The organism is Deinococcus maricopensis DSM 21211 (assembly GCF_000186385.1).
Lineage (GTDB): Bacteria > Deinococcota > Deinococci > Deinococcales > Deinococcaceae > Deinococcus_B > Deinococcus_B maricopensis.
In genome coordinates, this window is record NC_014958.1 from 386,001 (window position 1) to 400,125 (window position 14,125).

Genomic DNA, 14,125 nt, shown 5'->3' on the forward strand with positions numbered 1-14,125 from the left:
CCCACAGGAGTGCCGCCATGACCACCTCCAGAACCTTCCGACCCGACCCCACCTTCTACCCCTCCCCCAGCCTCGCCCAGAGCGCCCCCCGCGAAACCCTCGCGTACGTCGCCGTCATCGACCCCACCGGCCACACCCCCGACGCCCTCGTCGTCCTCGACCTCGACCACGACTCCCCCACCTACACCCAGGAAGTCGGGCGACTCGACCTGCCCCACACCGGCGACGAACTTCACCACTTCGGCTGGAACGCCTGCAGCGCCGCCCTCTGCCCCACCATGCCGCACCCGCACGTCGAACGCCGCTACCTCCTCGTGCCCGGCCTGCGCTCCTCCCGCATCTACGTCATCGACACCAAACCCGACCCGCGCCAGCCCACCATCCACAAAACCATCGAACCCGAAGAACTCCACGCCAAAAGCGGGTACAGCCGCCCCCACACCGTCCACTGCGGTCCCGACGCCGTCTACATGAACGCCCTCGGCGCCCCCGACGGCAACGGCCCCGGCGGCGTCTTCCTGCTCGACCACAACACCTTCGACATCAAAGGCCCCTGGGAGAAGCACCGAGGCCCCCAGCACCTCGCCTACGACTTCTGGTGGCACCTCGGCCACGACACCATGCTCACCTCCGAATGGGGCACCCCGAACATGGTCGAGGACGGCCTCAACCCCGAAATCCTCCTCGCCGGCGGGTACGGCCACGCCCTGCACGTCTGGAACCTCCGCACGCGCGAACACCTCAGCACTATCGACCTCGGCGCCGAGCACCAGATGGTCCTCGAACTCCGCCCCGCCCACGACCCCCGCAAAACCTACGGGTTCGTCGGCGTCGTCACCAGCCTCAAGGACCTCTCCGCGTCCGTCTGGGTGTGGTACCTCGACGGTCACGACTGGAAGGCCCAAAAAGTCATCGAGGTGCCCGCCGAACCCGCCGACCCGTCCCTGCTCCCCCCGCTCCTGCAGGGCTTCGGCGCCGTCCCGCCCCTCATCACCGACATCAACCTCTCCCTCGACGACCGCTTCCTGTACGTCTCCTGCTGGGGCACCGGCGAACTCCGACAGTACGACGTGACTGACCCGTTCAACCCGAAACTCGTCGGGTCCGTGCACCTCGGCGGCATCGTCCGCCAGGCCCCCCACCCGCGCGACGGTACCCCCCTCACCGGCGGCCCCCAGATGGTCGAAATCAGCCGCGACGGCCAGCGCGTGTACGTCACCAACTCCCTGTACGCCGCCTGGGACGCGCAGTTCTACCCCGCCGGCATCCGCGGATGGGCCGCGAAACTCGACGTTGACCCGCAGGGCGGCCTCACCGTCGACCCCGACTTCTACGTGGACTTCGGCGAACGCCGCGCCCACCAGGTGCGCCTCCAGGGCGGCGACGCCTCCTCCGACTCCTTCTGCTACCCCAACCCATGAACGACCCCGTCGCCTGGTCCGCACTGGCCCTGCTCGGCGCGCTGCACGGCCTGAACCCCGCCATGGGCTGGCTGTTCGCCGTCGCGCTCGGCCTGCAGGACCGCTCCCGCGCCGCCGTCCTCCGCGCCCTCGGCCCCATCGCGCTCGGGCACGCCGCGTCCATCGCGCTGGTCGTCGCGGTCGTCCTCGCGGCGGGCAGCGTCCTCGATGAGCGCCTGCTGCGCTGGCTCGGCGCGGGCGCCCTCCTCGCGTTCGGCGCGTACAAGCTCGCGCGCCCCAACACGCACCCGCGCTGGGTGGGCATGCGCGTCGGCTTCCGCGACCTGACCCTTTGGTCGTTCCTGATGTCCACCGCGCACGGCGCCGGCCTGATGCTCGTGCCGCTCGCCCTGCGCTTCTCTGCGGGCGCGCCGCCCACGCACGCCCTGCACGGCGCGCACACCGCGCACGTGCACGGGAGCCCGTCCACCCTGGCAGGTCTCGCCGCGGTCGGCGTGCACAGCCTCAGCATGCTGGCGTGCATGACCGCGGTGGCCCTGATCGTGTATCAGGTGGTGGGCCTCGCGGTGCTGCGCCGCGCGTGGGTGAACCTCGATCAGGTGTGGGCGCTCACGCTCATCGCCGCGGGCGCCGTCGCCCTCGTCTGGCGCTGACCGGCGACGCGGGGCAGACCGCCTGGCCTCAAGGCACCAGCACGCCGGGCTCTTCCCCATCTACAGCTCAGAGCGTCCCTGCACATCGCAGGACCGCTCTGAGCTGTAGATGGGTTCCATGAGCGACGACCCAACGCCCTGGGACATCAGGGCACACTGACACTCAGCCGCTCGGGCATGACACCTGAAAAAGATGAGTGTAAGATCAATGTAAGATTCACAGGATCAAGCTCTGAATCACAGGCTCCCCCACCCCGCCTGAACCAGCGACGCGACGACTCCCGTTCTCCATCCGGGCACCTGGAACGGGCCGAGCCAGTGGTGCGCCCACCGCTTCGCCTCCCACTCCCGCCGGCGCTGCCCTCCCCCCATGGTTCCCAGGGCGCCCACCCCCCACACCAGCTCCCGTCTGGTCAGGAGTCCCCATGCGTCGCCTTCCCCCCCTGCTCTTCACCACCCTCGCGCTGACCCTCGCGGCCTGCAGCCAGCCCACCACCGCCCCCGCCCCGAGCGGCACCACCGCCCTGACCCTCACGGCCCCCTTCGCCACCCTCGGCAAACAGGCCCTCCCCACCGACCCCAGCGGCGCCAGCACCGTCACCGCCATCATCGTCAAGGTCCGGGACGCCCACGGTCAGCTCGTCCACTTCAACGGCCAGAACGTCTACCAGCCGGACGGCGCCCAGGACACCCTCACCCTCACCACCGCCACCCCCACCGCCCAGGTCCTGCTGCCGCGCGGCACGTACACCTTCGAGAACGTCGGCAGAACCAACGTGGAAGGCACCTTCCTCGCGTACGGCACCAACGCCAGCGTGGACATCACCACCACCCCCACCCTCAAACTCGACATCCACGCGCTCGCTGACGCCGCCCAGACGACCTTCGTCGACAAGCTCGGCTGGACCAGCGTCGTCACCCAGGACGTCCTCGACCTCCGCCTCAAGGTCATGAACGCCGAAGGCACCCTGGTGCCCACCACCGACTTCGACGCGCCCACCTACGAAATCGTCGACGCCGACGGCCAACCGCTCAGCGGCGTCGCCAACGTCCTGCCCGGCAGCAGCAAACTCGGCGCGCGCGTGCAGGCCATCGGCACCACCAGCACCAGCGAACTGTTCGTGAAAGCCAGCGTGCAGGCCTGGCAGGCCAACGGCCCGGACACCGCCACGAAATTCACGCTCAGCAAAACCTTCCGCATTCCGTTCGCCAAACTCGGCCTGAGCGCCGACATGCACGCCCCCAAAGTGACGTCCAACAACCTGGGCGACGTCACCGCGAACCAGACGTACACCCTCACCGGCACCGCCACGGACGACAGCGGCAACGTGGCGAGCGTCCGCGTGTACGACGGCGTGGCCCTGATCGGCAGCACCGACAGCACCGAATTCGGCCAGAACGGCGTCGGCGAAATCACCTTCACGGACGGCACCTGGACGCTCCCCTGGACGGCCACGTACACCGGCACGCCCGACATCACCGTCATCGCCGCCGACAAGGCCGGCAACGAAGGCCGCCAGCAGGCGCTGCAGTTCGTCAAGAGCTTCCCCGCCACGAGCTTCTGGCATAACGTGGCCCTGAAAGCGGACGGCACCGTCGCCGCTTGGGGTCACAACGGTTACGGTCAGACAAACGTTCCTGAAGGCCTGACCGATGTCGTGATGACCGCGGCCGGCTGGTACCACAGCCTCGCGCTCAAGCGTGATGGCACAGTCGTTCAGTGGGGGTCCGAAGGCACTCAAAGCGTGCCGGCAAACCTGACGGACGTGGTGTCCATTGCGGGTGGCTATAACTTCAGCCTGGCGCTGAAAGCGGACGGAACCGTTGTCCAGTGGGGCTCCAACCAATACGGCACCCCTCCCGAGGGGCTCACGGACGTCGTGGCGATCGCCGCAGGGGGATACCACGCTCTGGCGCTGAAGAAGGACGGCACGGTCGTTGGCTGGGGGGCCGACTGGAACGGTCAGGTAAGCCCTTCTGCAGGCCTCACGGACGTCGTGGCGATCGCTGCAGGTTATGAGCATAGCGTAGCGATCAAGAAGGACGGCACGGTCGTCGCCTGGGGTAACAACTCTTACGGTCTGGTCGATGGTGCGGCAGGCCTTACAGACGTTGTGGGAATCTCGGCAGGGATCTGGCACACCCTGGCCCTCAAGAAGGACGGCACGGTCGTCGCCTGGGGTAACAACTCTTACGGTCTGGTCGATGGTGCGGCAGGCCTCACGGACGTCGTGGCGATCTCCGCAGGCTACTGGCACAACCTGGCCCTCAAGAAGGACGGCACGATCGTCGCCTGGGGCGATAATCGTTACAGGCAGACCAACGTGCCTGCTGGCCCCTACCTCATTCCCTGAATGGCCCCGAGGAAGCTCGGGCAGACCAGCCTGAAGTAAACCTGCGCCTTCCATACGGAAGGCGCACTTCTCTTGGTGTAGTCACGCGGTTGGCGCCCCGCACGGTTCCAGAGGCCAGCGGAGCAGCAGCCGGTACCGCCAGCCCACCTGATGCGCCCCGTACACTGCGGCATGACGGAGCGTTTTCACGTGTATATCGTGTCGGATGCGACGGGCGTCAGCGCGGAAATGGCGGCGCGGGCGGCGCTGGCGCAGTTCAACCTGGAGCCGAGGCAGGTGAAGTTGCACCGGTACGTGGGCGTCACGGACGCGCAGCACCTGCCGGGCATCGTGCGGGACGCGCAGGCGCGCCGCAGCGTGCTGGTGTACACGCTCGCCACTGCGGACTGGGCCGCGCAGTTCGAGCGGCTCGCGGCGCAGGCAGACGTGCCGGCACTGGACCTGCTGGGCCTCACGACGCGCGCGATCTCGAGGGCGTTCGGGCTCGCGCCGCGCGCGACGCCGGCGGTGCATCACCGGCTGGACGCGGCGTATTTCGCGCGGGTGGAGGCGATGGAGTGGACGGTGCGGCATGATGATGGGCGCGCGCAGGACCACCTGGCGGAGGCGGATATCGTGCTGCTGGGCGTGTCGCGGGTCAGCAAGACGCCGCTGAGCATCTACCTCGCGAACCGGGGGTGCAAGACCGCGAACGTGCCGCTGATTCTGGGCGTGCCAGTGAACGAGGCGGTGTTTCAGATGCCGCGCGGGCGGGTGTTCGGGCTGACGATTGATGCGGGCACCCTGATTGAGATTCGCCGGAACCGCGTGCGGCAGCTGGGAACGACTGACGGAGGGGAGTACGCGGACCCGGAGACGGTGCAGGCGGAGTTGGCGTTCGCGGATGAGGTGTTCCGGCGCGGGCGGTTCCCGGTGATTGACGTGACGGGCCGCGCGGTGGAGGAAACGGCGGCGGAGATCGAGCGGATCATGGAGCGCCGCGCGGCGCGGCGGGAGGCGGCGCAGCAGGGGCGCGCCGACCCCTGAAGTGGGGTCGGCGCGCCTGATGAGCGTGGGTTAGCGGGTGGTGTGTTGCACGGCGTCGACGTTGGCCTGCGCGGCGGCGAGGCGCGCGATGGGCACGCGGAACGGGCTGCACGAGACGTAGTCGAGGCCGACATCGTGGAAGAAGCGGACGCTGGCGGGGTCGCCGCCGTGTTCGCCGCAGATGCCGAGCTTGAGGTTCGGGTTGGTGCGGCGTCCGGCCTGCACGGCCATGCGGACGAGCGCGCCGACGCCTTCGGTGTCGAGCGTGGCGAACGGGTCGTGCTTGAGGATGCCGGCCTGCAGGTACTGCGGGATGAATTTGCCTTGCGCGTCGTCGCGGGAGTACCCGAAGGTCAGCTGGGTGAGGTCGTTGGTGCCGAAGCTGAAGAAGTCGGCGTACTGCGCGATTTCGCCGGCGGTGACGCACGCGCGGGGAATTTCGATCATGGTGCCGATGGGGATGTCGAGCGTGGCGTGTTGTTCGGCGCGGACTTCCTCGAGGACGACTTCGACCTGCGCGCGCGCCTGGGCGAGTTCGTCGGCGGTGCCGACGAGGGGAATCATGATTTCGGGTTTGGGTGCGCGGCCTTCGCGTTCGAGGGTGGCGGTCGCTTCGGCGATGGCGCGGACCTGCATGCGGGTGATGGCGGGGCGGGTGAGGCCGAGGCGGATGCCGCGCAGGCCCATCATGGGGTTCGTTTCGTGCATGGCGCGGACGCGGCTGAGCAGCGCGCGGTCCGCGTGGGCGGCGTCGGTGTGTTCGCCGCGCGCTTCGGCGACGGCGACGCGCACGGCGAGTTCTTCCAGGCTGGGGAGGAATTCGTGCAGGGGCGGGTCGAGGAGGCGGATGGTGACGGGCAGGCCGTCCATGGCGTCGAGGATGCCGCGGAAGTCCTCGCGTTGGGCGTGCAGGAGGTGCGTGAGGGCTTCCTGCTCTTCGTGTTCGTCGTGCGCGAGGATCATCTGGCGCACCCAGCGGATGCGGTCCTCGCCGAAGAACATGTGTTCGGTGCGGCACAGGCCGATGCCGACCGCGCCGAATTCGCGGGCGCGGCGGGCGTCTTCGGGCGTGTCGGCGTTGGCGCGCACGCCGGCGCGGGCGGTTTCGGCAGCCCACGCGAGTAGGTCTTCGAGCTGGCCGCTGACTTCCGGCTGTTCGGTGGGGATGGCGCCGGCGTAGATTTCGCCGAGGGCGCCGTCGAGCGTGAGGGTGTCGCCGCGGCGGACGATGGTGTCGCCGATGGCCATGGTGCCGGCCTTGCGGTCGATGCGGAGGGCTTCGGCGCCGACGACGGCGGGTTTGCCCATGCCGCGGGCGACGACGGCGGCGTGGCTGGTCATGCCGCCGCGGGCGGTGAGGATGCCGCGCGCGGCGGCGAGGCCGTGAATGTCTTCCGGGCTGGTTTCGGGTGTGACGAGGATGACGTCCTGCGTTTCGCCGAGTTCGGCGGCTTCGTCGGCGGTGAAGACGACGATGCCGGTGGCGGCGCCGGGGCTGGCGGGCAGGCCCTTGGTGAGGGGGGCGGTGCCGTGGCCGGGTTTCAGGCGCGGGTGCAGGAGCTGGTTGAGGGCTTCGGGGTCGACGCGCGTGACGGCTTCCTGGCGGGTGATGAGGCCTTCGTTGGCGAGGTCCACCGCCACTTTCACGGCGGCCTGTGCGGTGCGTTTGCCGTTGCGCGTCTGCAGCATGTAGAGCTTGCCGCGTTCGACGGTGAACTCGAAGTCCTGCAGGTCACGGAGGTGCCGCTCGAGGCCCTGGGTGGTGTCGATCAGCTGGCGGTGCGCTTCCGGGAGGAGGCGTTCGAGGGCGCTGAGCGGCTGGGGGGTGCGGATGCCGGCGACGACGTCCTCGCCCTGGGCGTTGATCAGGAACTCCCCGAAGGGTTCTTTGTCGCCGGTGGAGGGGTTGCGGGTGAAGCCGACGCCGGTGCCGGAGTCGTCGCCGAGGTTGCCGAACACCATGGCCTGGACGTTCACGGCCGTGCCGAGGCTGTCGGGGATGTTGTTGAGGCGGCGGTACGTGACGGCGCGGCGGTTGCCCCACGACTGGAAGACGGCGAGGACGGCGCCCTGGAGTTGCGCCCAGGGGTCCTGCGGGAAGTCGTGGCCGGTGCCGTCGCGGTAGAGGCCTTTGAAGGTGTCGACGAGTTCACGCAGGTCGGCGGCGGTGAGGTCCACGTCGTTCTGGACGCCGCGGGCGTCCTTGAGGTCGTCGAGGGCTTCCTCGAATTCGTGTTTGGGGACGTTCTGGACGACGTCGCCGTACATCTGGATGAGTCGGCGGTAGGCGTCGTACGCGAAGCGGGGGTTGCCGCTCTGCTGCGCGAGGCCTTCGACGGCGTGGTCATTCAGGCCGAGGTTGAGGATGGTGTCCATCATGCCGGGCATGCTGAATTTCGCGCCGGAGCGGACGCTGACGAGCAGGGGGTCGTGGGCGTCACCGAGGCGCTTGGCGGTTTCGCGTTCCAGGCGTTGAAGTTGCGTGCGCACTTCGTCCCAGAGGGTGTCGGGGACGGTGTTGTTGGTGTGGTAGGCGCGGCAGGCGTCGGTGGTGATGGTGAAGCCTGGAGGGACGGGAAGTCCCAGGCGGGTCATTTCGCAGAGGTTGGCGCCTTTGCCGCCGAGCAGGTCTTTCCAGTCTGCCTGGCCCTCGTCGAAGAAGTACACGTGGTTCATGGGTGGCCATCCTTTCGTGGGTACTGCCGAAGTTGCGTCATCAGTTTACGGGGCATGCGGACGCAAAGCATGGTTTGTATAGCCCATAACCTTCTGAATTCTTCATCTGGAACGATAAATTATCGGTGTATTTTGAACACTAAACAGGTGTAGTGAATACACAAATGCATACAGTCTGCGGGGATTCATGCGAGGCCTACCCTTGCAGCCCCGACCGGCACAGCGCTCGCGCAAGCGCACGCCCGGCCCCCGCGCCAACCACCAATGACCTGAACGGCAGCGAATCACCCCCGTTGCGGATGAGCTCCTGCGCTGCACCCACACCACGGCATCCGCGCTACCGCCACCGTCAACCACGGGGCAAGCCACCCGTCATCCACACGACCGTGACGCCTCCAACTACGCCAGCCGGCGCGATCCCCTGCTCAATCCACTCGGCCCCGGCAGGAACCACCGCGACCGCACAAAGGCTCAATGGTGGGCACGACGCCCAACACCACCGAACGCCTGCAGGGCCTGTTCGCCGAGGCGACCGGCAACCCTGACGACGCCCACGAGAGGTACACGCCCACGACCTCTGCGAACACACGAGCGCGTCCATACCTTCGCCAGGAGTGCCACCGGGCGCGAGTCTTGCGCTGGGCCGCTCATCCACCTCCCCATGCTGATGACCGGCCCGCACCACGTGGCGCGCCTGCGACCGACCGTCGCGCGTGCTGACGGGTGTTCACACGGCCCGCGAACGGGCCACCGTTCGAGAACGTCTTCGCCGTACGCGGCTGCGTATTAGGCGCGCTGCCGTGTGAATCGGGAACGAACAGCGGTGGTTACGGTAGAAACCGTGACCACCGCCCCTCTGGGGGTGATGGCGCTGTTCACGCTGATCAGCCTGAAGTCCTGCACCCCGAGCCTCCTTCAGCGCGCGGCGAGTCACCCCGGCGTTGGGGCGTGCGGAGGCATGCCGCCTCCGCACGCCCCATGCGTTCAAGGCCTGTCACCTCCCCAGCGGCAGCCTGTGGGTGTCAGCTCAGGGTGATCCGGCGGCCTTCCTCGGCGCTGCGGTAGATGGCGCGCATCAGCACGTGGTCGCGCAGGCCCTCTTCGCCGGGTGTCTTGACGGGCTTGTTCTCCAAGATCGCCTGGCTGAGGTGGTCGATTTCGAGCACGAACTGGCTCTTGTCCTCCACCTGTCGTTCCTCAATGCCTTCCTGCTGGCCGACGCGGCGCCCCACGGTCAGGCGGTTGCGTTCGTATGCGAAGGCCGGGTCAAGGCTCGCCCAGCCGCGTTCGCTCATGATCCGGAACCGGCTGGAGCGGTGCGCGCTGTACCCGCTCAGGCAGTGCGCGATGACGCCGCTCGGGAAGTGCAGCGTGAACGCCACGCGGTCCTCCACCTCCCGGAACCGCGGGTCGTTCGGCGGGGAACTGATGTGCGCCATGACGGCGCTCGGTTCCTCGCCGAGCACGAACCGGGAGAAGTTCAGCGGGTACAGGCCGATGTCCGGGAGGCTCCCGCCGCCCGCGAGGTTCCGGTCGAGGCGCCACTGCGCGGGGTCGCCCTGGTTCTGCACGAATTCGGCGGTGATGGCGCGCGGGTTGCCGAACGCGCGGGTGCGCGTGAGGCGCGCGACTTCCACGTGGCGCGGTTCGAACTGCGCGCGGTACGCGACCATCAGCTTCCGGTTGGCGGCGCGCGCCGCCTGAATCATCTGTTCGCATTCTTCCGGGCTGGTCGCCATGGGCTTTTCGGTCATGACGTGCTTGCCCGCCCGGGACGCGCGGACGCTGTACTCGGCGTGCAGGCCGTTCGGGAGGACGATGTACACGACGTCGATGTCGGGGTTGTCGCGGATGCTGTCGAAGTTGTCGTACGAGTAGATGTTTTTCGGGTCGACGCCGTGCTGGTCGGCGACGCGGCGGGCCTTCGCGGGGTCGCCGCTGACGAGCGCGGTCAGGCGGGAGTATTTCGCTTCGCGCAGGGCGGGCAGCACCTGCCCGAGCGCGAACTCGCCGAGGCCCACGACCGCCCAGCCGAGGCGCTTTCCGGGCGGTTCGGGCTGCCGCTGTTCCGGCGGCGTGCTGGGCTTCTCGGTCGGGGCGAGCTGCGCGGCGACGGCGTGCCCGGCGGCGCTCAGCATGAGCGCGCCGCCGGCGAGGCGCAGCAGCTGGCGGCGGTCTTCGTTGAATGCGGTGTCCTGGGGGTGCAGCGGCTGATGGTCCGTCATGCGGGCTCCTTCCCGGCGGGCGCGTGCAGCGCCGACCAGCAGGCCCACTGCACCACCCGGCGCGGGCGGGCACGTGAGGGCGGCGCTGCGCGCGTTCATGCAAGGTGAAGCTGCCGCGCGAAGCGTACGCGGCGCTACCGTTCAGGGCCGCTTCAGTCGGCGGCGGTGCGGGAGGTGAGGCGTTCCAGCGCGGCGACGACCTGCGGGTCGAAGTGCTGGCCGGCCTGCGCGCGGATTTCCGCGAGGGCCGCTTCGAACGACCACGCGCGCTTGTACGGGCGTTCACTTGTGAGGGCGTCCAGGACGTCCGCGACGGCCACGATGCGGCCCTCGATGGGGATCGCCTCGCCCGCCAGGCCGTGCGGGTACCCGCTGCCGTCCCAGCGTTCGTGGTGCGTGCGGGCGATCACTTCCGCCATGCGCACCGCCGGGCTGTGCCCGCCCGCGAGGATGTTGGCGCCGATGGTAGCGTGCGATTTGACGATCTCGAATTCCTCGGGCGTGAGTCGGCCGGGTTTCAGGAGGATGCCGTCGGACACGCCGATCTTGCCGACGTCGTGCAGGGGCGCGGTCTGCTCAATCAGGCGCACGGCGGCTTCACTCAGGCCGAGTTCGCGGGCGAGGCCGGCGGCGGTCAGAGCGACGCGGCCCATGTGCTCGCCGGTGTCGTCGTCGCGGTACTCCGCGGCGCGCGCGAGGCGGTGCAGGATCTCCAGTTGCGCCGCTTCGACGCGTTCGGTGAGTTGCGCGTTGTGCGCGCGGATGATCGCTTCGGCCGCCTGCCGTTCGGTGATGTCGATGGCCACGCCCACCAGCCCCGTGATGCCGCCCGCGGCGTCGCGCGTCGGCACTTTCGTGAACCAGTGCGTCCGCTGCGCGCCGTTCCCGAGCTGGTCGGTGAGTTCGTAGGTGAGGACCGCGCCGCTGCGCAGCACGTGATCATCGCGCGTGCGGGCCGCGGTGGCCGCGTCGCGCGGGAACAGGTCCTCATTCGTGCGGCCCAGAATGGCGTCCATGGGCTGGCCGATCTGCGCGGCGCCCGCGGCGTTGATCATGACGTACCGCCGTTCGAGGTCTTTCACGTAGATGGACTCCGGCACGCTGTCCACCACGGTCCGCAGCAGGGTGTGGCTGGCGCTGAGCGCCTCGCGCGCCGCCACGGCGGCGGTCAGGTCGCGCAGCAGCACCGTGAAGCGCAGCACGCCGTCCACCTCGAACGGCGTCAGCGTGAATTCGCACGGGAAGCCCTGACCGCCGCGCCGCAGCGCCGGCAGTTCCGCGCGGCGCGTGCGGTACTCGCGGTGCGTGACGACGTGCTGCAGGCCGTCCAGGTGTGCGCGGTGATACTCGGGCGGGATGAACAGGGCGGTGAGGTCCTGCCCGAGCGCCTCGGCGCGCGTGTACCCGAGCAGCGTCTCGGCGGCCGGGTTCCAGGCGATGACGCGCCCTTCATCATTGAGCAGGATCATGCCGTCGTGCGCGGCGTCGATGACGGCGGCGTGCACCTGCCGTTCCTGCGCCTGTTCCGCGAGGGTGCGCCGCAACTCCAGTTCGCTGACGACGCCTTCCGCGAGGTCACGCAGGGCGGCGCGGTCCTCGTCCGTGAAGGCCGCGTGCGGCTCCACGTCGTACAGGCACAGCGTCCCGAGGGTATGCCCGTCGGGGGTGGTCAGGGGCGCACCCGCGTAGAAGCGCACGTGCGGCGCGTTCACCACGACCGGCAGGTCCCGGAAGCGCACGTCGGCCTGCGTGTCGAGCACCACCAGCACGTCCGGGCGGGGGGCGTGCAGCACCCGCTCGCAGAAGGACGTGGCGCGCGGCATGGTCTGCAGGTCCACGCCGACGCACGCCTTGAACCACTGCTGGTCCTCGTCAAGGAACGTGACGGCGGCGACGGGCACGCGGAACAGCCGGGCGGCGAGGCGGGCCGTGCGGTCGAACGCCGGTTCGGGCGCGGTGCCCATCACGGCGTACCGCCGCAGGGCCGCCAGGCGGGCCGTTTCCGTGTGCGCGTCCGGGAGCGCAGAAGCCTCAATCATGCGTTCAGCGTAGCGGCAGGACCCTCTCAGAACTCTGACCGGCGGCGCGGCGGGCGCGCGGTCTGCACCGCGTCAGTGCCGCGTCAGAGTTCATGCGCTAGGTTGAGGCCATGACGGCCGCGCCGCTGCCCCCTGACGAATCCGCGCGCCTCCTGGACCTCGCACGGTACGGCATCCTCGACACGGACCGCGAGGAGACGTTCGAGCGCATCACGCGCCTCGCGGCGCGGCTGCTGCGCGTGCCAGTCGTCGCGCTGAACTTCGTGGACGCCGACCGGCAGTGGGCGAAAGCCGGGGTGGGCCTGGACGGTCCGGAGGTGCCGCGCGCGCACTCGTTCTGCGCGTGGGCGATCCTGCAGGACGCCCCCATGGTCATCCCGGACGCCACCATCGACCCGAACTTCCAGCACAACCCGCTCGTCACGGGCGCGCCGCACATCCATACGTACGCGGGCGCGCCGCTCATCACGAGCAGCGGGCAGCGCATCGGGACGCTGTGCATCGCGGACGACGCTCCGCACCCCCTCACGGACGACGACCTGACGGTCCTGCAGGACCTCGCGGCGCTCGCCATGACGGAACTGGAGTTGCGGGCCCGCAACGCGGAACTCGCCCGCACCCTGAACGCGCACGCGGAGCGCGCCGAGGACCTGCAGCAGCAGCTCGCGCACGCCCACACCCTCGACGCCGTGAACGCCCTCGCGGACCTGACGCTCGCGCCCGACGAGGTGGCGCTGCGCGCGTCCGCGCTGCTCGGCTCCGCCATCGACGCGGAATGGACCGGCCTGCTGACCTTCCAGGGGGACACCGTGCGGGCGCACACGGCGTACCTCCGTCCGGGCGTCCCCGCGGAACTGCTCGCCCTCACGGAGCACCTCGGTCGGCCGGGCGGGATGACGCTGCCGCTGCGGCACCTGTCCACGCCGGCATACATGGACGAGTACGGCACGCACCCGCAGGCGTGCGCGGAAGTGATCGCGGCGGGCGTGCAGGCGCTCGCGTGGCTGCCGCTCGGGATGTTTGGCGGCGTGACCTTCCTGCTGGTGGCGGTCCGCGCGCGCGAGACGCGGCGCGTGCCGTGGCGCACCAGCGATCGCGCCCTCCTGGAAGCGGCCGCGCGCAGTGTCCGCGCGGCCCTGCAGCGCCGTGAGGTCCTCGCGGCGGTCGCCCTGGATGCCCGGCAGGACAGCCTGACCGGCATCCTGAACCGCCGCGCGTTCGACGAGGACCTCGCGGGCGTCGCCGCGCCGTTCACGCTGGCGATGGTGGACCTCGACGGTTTCAAGGCCCTGAACGACGCCGAAGGGCACGCTGCCGGGGACCGCGCGCTGCGGGTGTTCGCCACGGCGCTGCAGGCGGAACTGCCGGACGAGCGCGTGTACCGCCTGGGCGGCGACGAATTCGTGGTGCGTCTGATGGGCTCCTGGACAGAGGATGAGGTGCTGGAGCACGTGGACGTGGCCGTGCTCGCGGCAGGTTCCGTGACGCGTTCGCGGCTGGGCGCGTCGGTGGGCGTAGCGACGGGCGGGCACGCCGACGCGCCCGCCGCGGTCCTCCAGATTGCCGATGAGCGGATGTACGCCACGAAACGCCGCCGTCGGGCCCTGCAGACCGTCGGCCGCTGAAAGGCCCGTCCGGCCGGGGCCGGGCGCATTCGACCCTGTGGGTCCTTTGGCTCCCTTCCTCGCGGGGCCTCCCGGCGGGGCGGTGGAGCGCAGGCCGACGTGAGCT

General features: G+C 69.6%; 8 protein-coding genes. 5 read left to right on the forward strand and 3 right to left on the reverse strand.

All coding sequences use genetic code 11. The features are described from left to right. The first annotated feature begins 17 nt into the window (after positions 1–17). The 4 genes from DEIMA_RS01675 (at position 18) to DEIMA_RS01690 (ending at position 5,454) form a co-directional block, all read left to right on the forward strand. On the forward strand, positions 18–1,421 hold the full coding sequence (locus DEIMA_RS01675) for a selenium-binding family protein (RefSeq protein WP_013555498.1): 1,404 nt from the start codon (positions 18–20) through the stop codon (positions 1,419–1,421). Further along, positions 1,418–2,074, forward strand: coding sequence for a hypothetical protein (locus DEIMA_RS01680; RefSeq protein WP_013555499.1), 657 nt, complete (start codon positions 1,418–1,420; stop codon positions 2,072–2,074). The genes DEIMA_RS01675 and DEIMA_RS01680 overlap by 4 nt, the downstream gene beginning before the upstream one ends. A gap of 425 nt (positions 2,075–2,499) precedes the next feature. After that, positions 2,500–4,428, forward strand: a complete 1,929-nt coding sequence (locus tag DEIMA_RS18130; RefSeq protein ID WP_013555500.1) for an RCC1 domain-containing protein — start codon at positions 2,500–2,502, stop codon at positions 4,426–4,428. Positions 4,429–4,599: 171 nt separating this feature from the next. Then, entirely contained in the window at positions 4,600–5,454 is an 855-nt protein-coding gene (locus DEIMA_RS01690) for a pyruvate, water dikinase regulatory protein (protein ID WP_013555501.1), read from the forward strand. Positions 5,455–5,484: 30 nt separating this feature from the next. On the opposite strand, the gene ppdK is transcribed toward DEIMA_RS01690, so the two are convergent. The 3 genes from ppdK to DEIMA_RS01705 form a co-directional block, all read right to left on the reverse strand. Beyond that, positions 5,485–8,130, reverse strand: coding sequence for a pyruvate, phosphate dikinase (gene ppdK / locus DEIMA_RS01695; protein WP_013555502.1), 2,646 nt, complete (start codon positions 8,128–8,130; stop codon positions 5,485–5,487). A gap of 1,022 nt (positions 8,131–9,152) precedes the next feature. Further along, positions 9,153–10,355 (reverse strand): Gfo/Idh/MocA family protein, encoded by a 1,203-nt coding sequence (locus DEIMA_RS01700; protein ID WP_013555503.1) that lies wholly within the window; start codon positions 10,353–10,355, stop codon positions 9,153–9,155. A 152-nt stretch (positions 10,356–10,507) separates the two neighbouring features. Next, a complete protein-coding gene (locus DEIMA_RS01705; RefSeq protein ID WP_013555504.1) occupies positions 10,508–12,394 on the reverse strand; it encodes a PAS domain S-box protein in 1,887 nt (628 codons plus the stop codon). A gap of 110 nt (positions 12,395–12,504) precedes the next feature. Here DEIMA_RS01705 and DEIMA_RS01710 point away from each other — a divergent pair, with 110 nt between their 5' ends. Then, on the forward strand, positions 12,505–14,019 hold the full coding sequence (locus DEIMA_RS01710; protein WP_013555505.1) for a sensor domain-containing diguanylate cyclase: 1,515 nt from the start codon (positions 12,505–12,507) through the stop codon (positions 14,017–14,019). Positions 14,020–14,125: the final 106 nt, after the last annotated feature.

What these genes read in the sequence shown, in the direction of transcription:
- ppdK (WP_013555502.1), bottom strand. Translation starts at nt 8,130, where the DNA reads ATGAACCACGTGTACTTCTTCGACGAGGGCCAGGCAGACTGGAAAGAC.
- DEIMA_RS01700 (WP_013555503.1), bottom strand. Translation starts at nt 10,355, where the DNA reads ATGACGGACCATCAGCCGCTGCACCCCCAGGACACCGCATTCAACGAA.
- DEIMA_RS01710 (WP_013555505.1), top strand. Translation starts at nt 12,505, where the DNA reads ATGACGGCCGCGCCGCTGCCCCCTGACGAATCCGCGCGCCTCCTGGAC.
- DEIMA_RS01680 (WP_013555499.1), top strand. Translation starts at nt 1,418, where the DNA reads ATGAACGACCCCGTCGCCTGGTCCGCACTGGCCCTGCTCGGCGCGCTG.
- DEIMA_RS01675 (WP_013555498.1), top strand. Translation starts at nt 18, where the DNA reads ATGACCACCTCCAGAACCTTCCGACCCGACCCCACCTTCTACCCCTCC.
- DEIMA_RS01690 (WP_013555501.1), top strand. Translation starts at nt 4,600, where the DNA reads ATGACGGAGCGTTTTCACGTGTATATCGTGTCGGATGCGACGGGCGTC.
- DEIMA_RS18130 (WP_013555500.1), top strand. Translation starts at nt 2,500, where the DNA reads ATGCGTCGCCTTCCCCCCCTGCTCTTCACCACCCTCGCGCTGACCCTC.
- DEIMA_RS01705 (WP_013555504.1), bottom strand. Translation starts at nt 12,394, where the DNA reads ATGATTGAGGCTTCTGCGCTCCCGGACGCGCACACGGAAACGGCCCGC.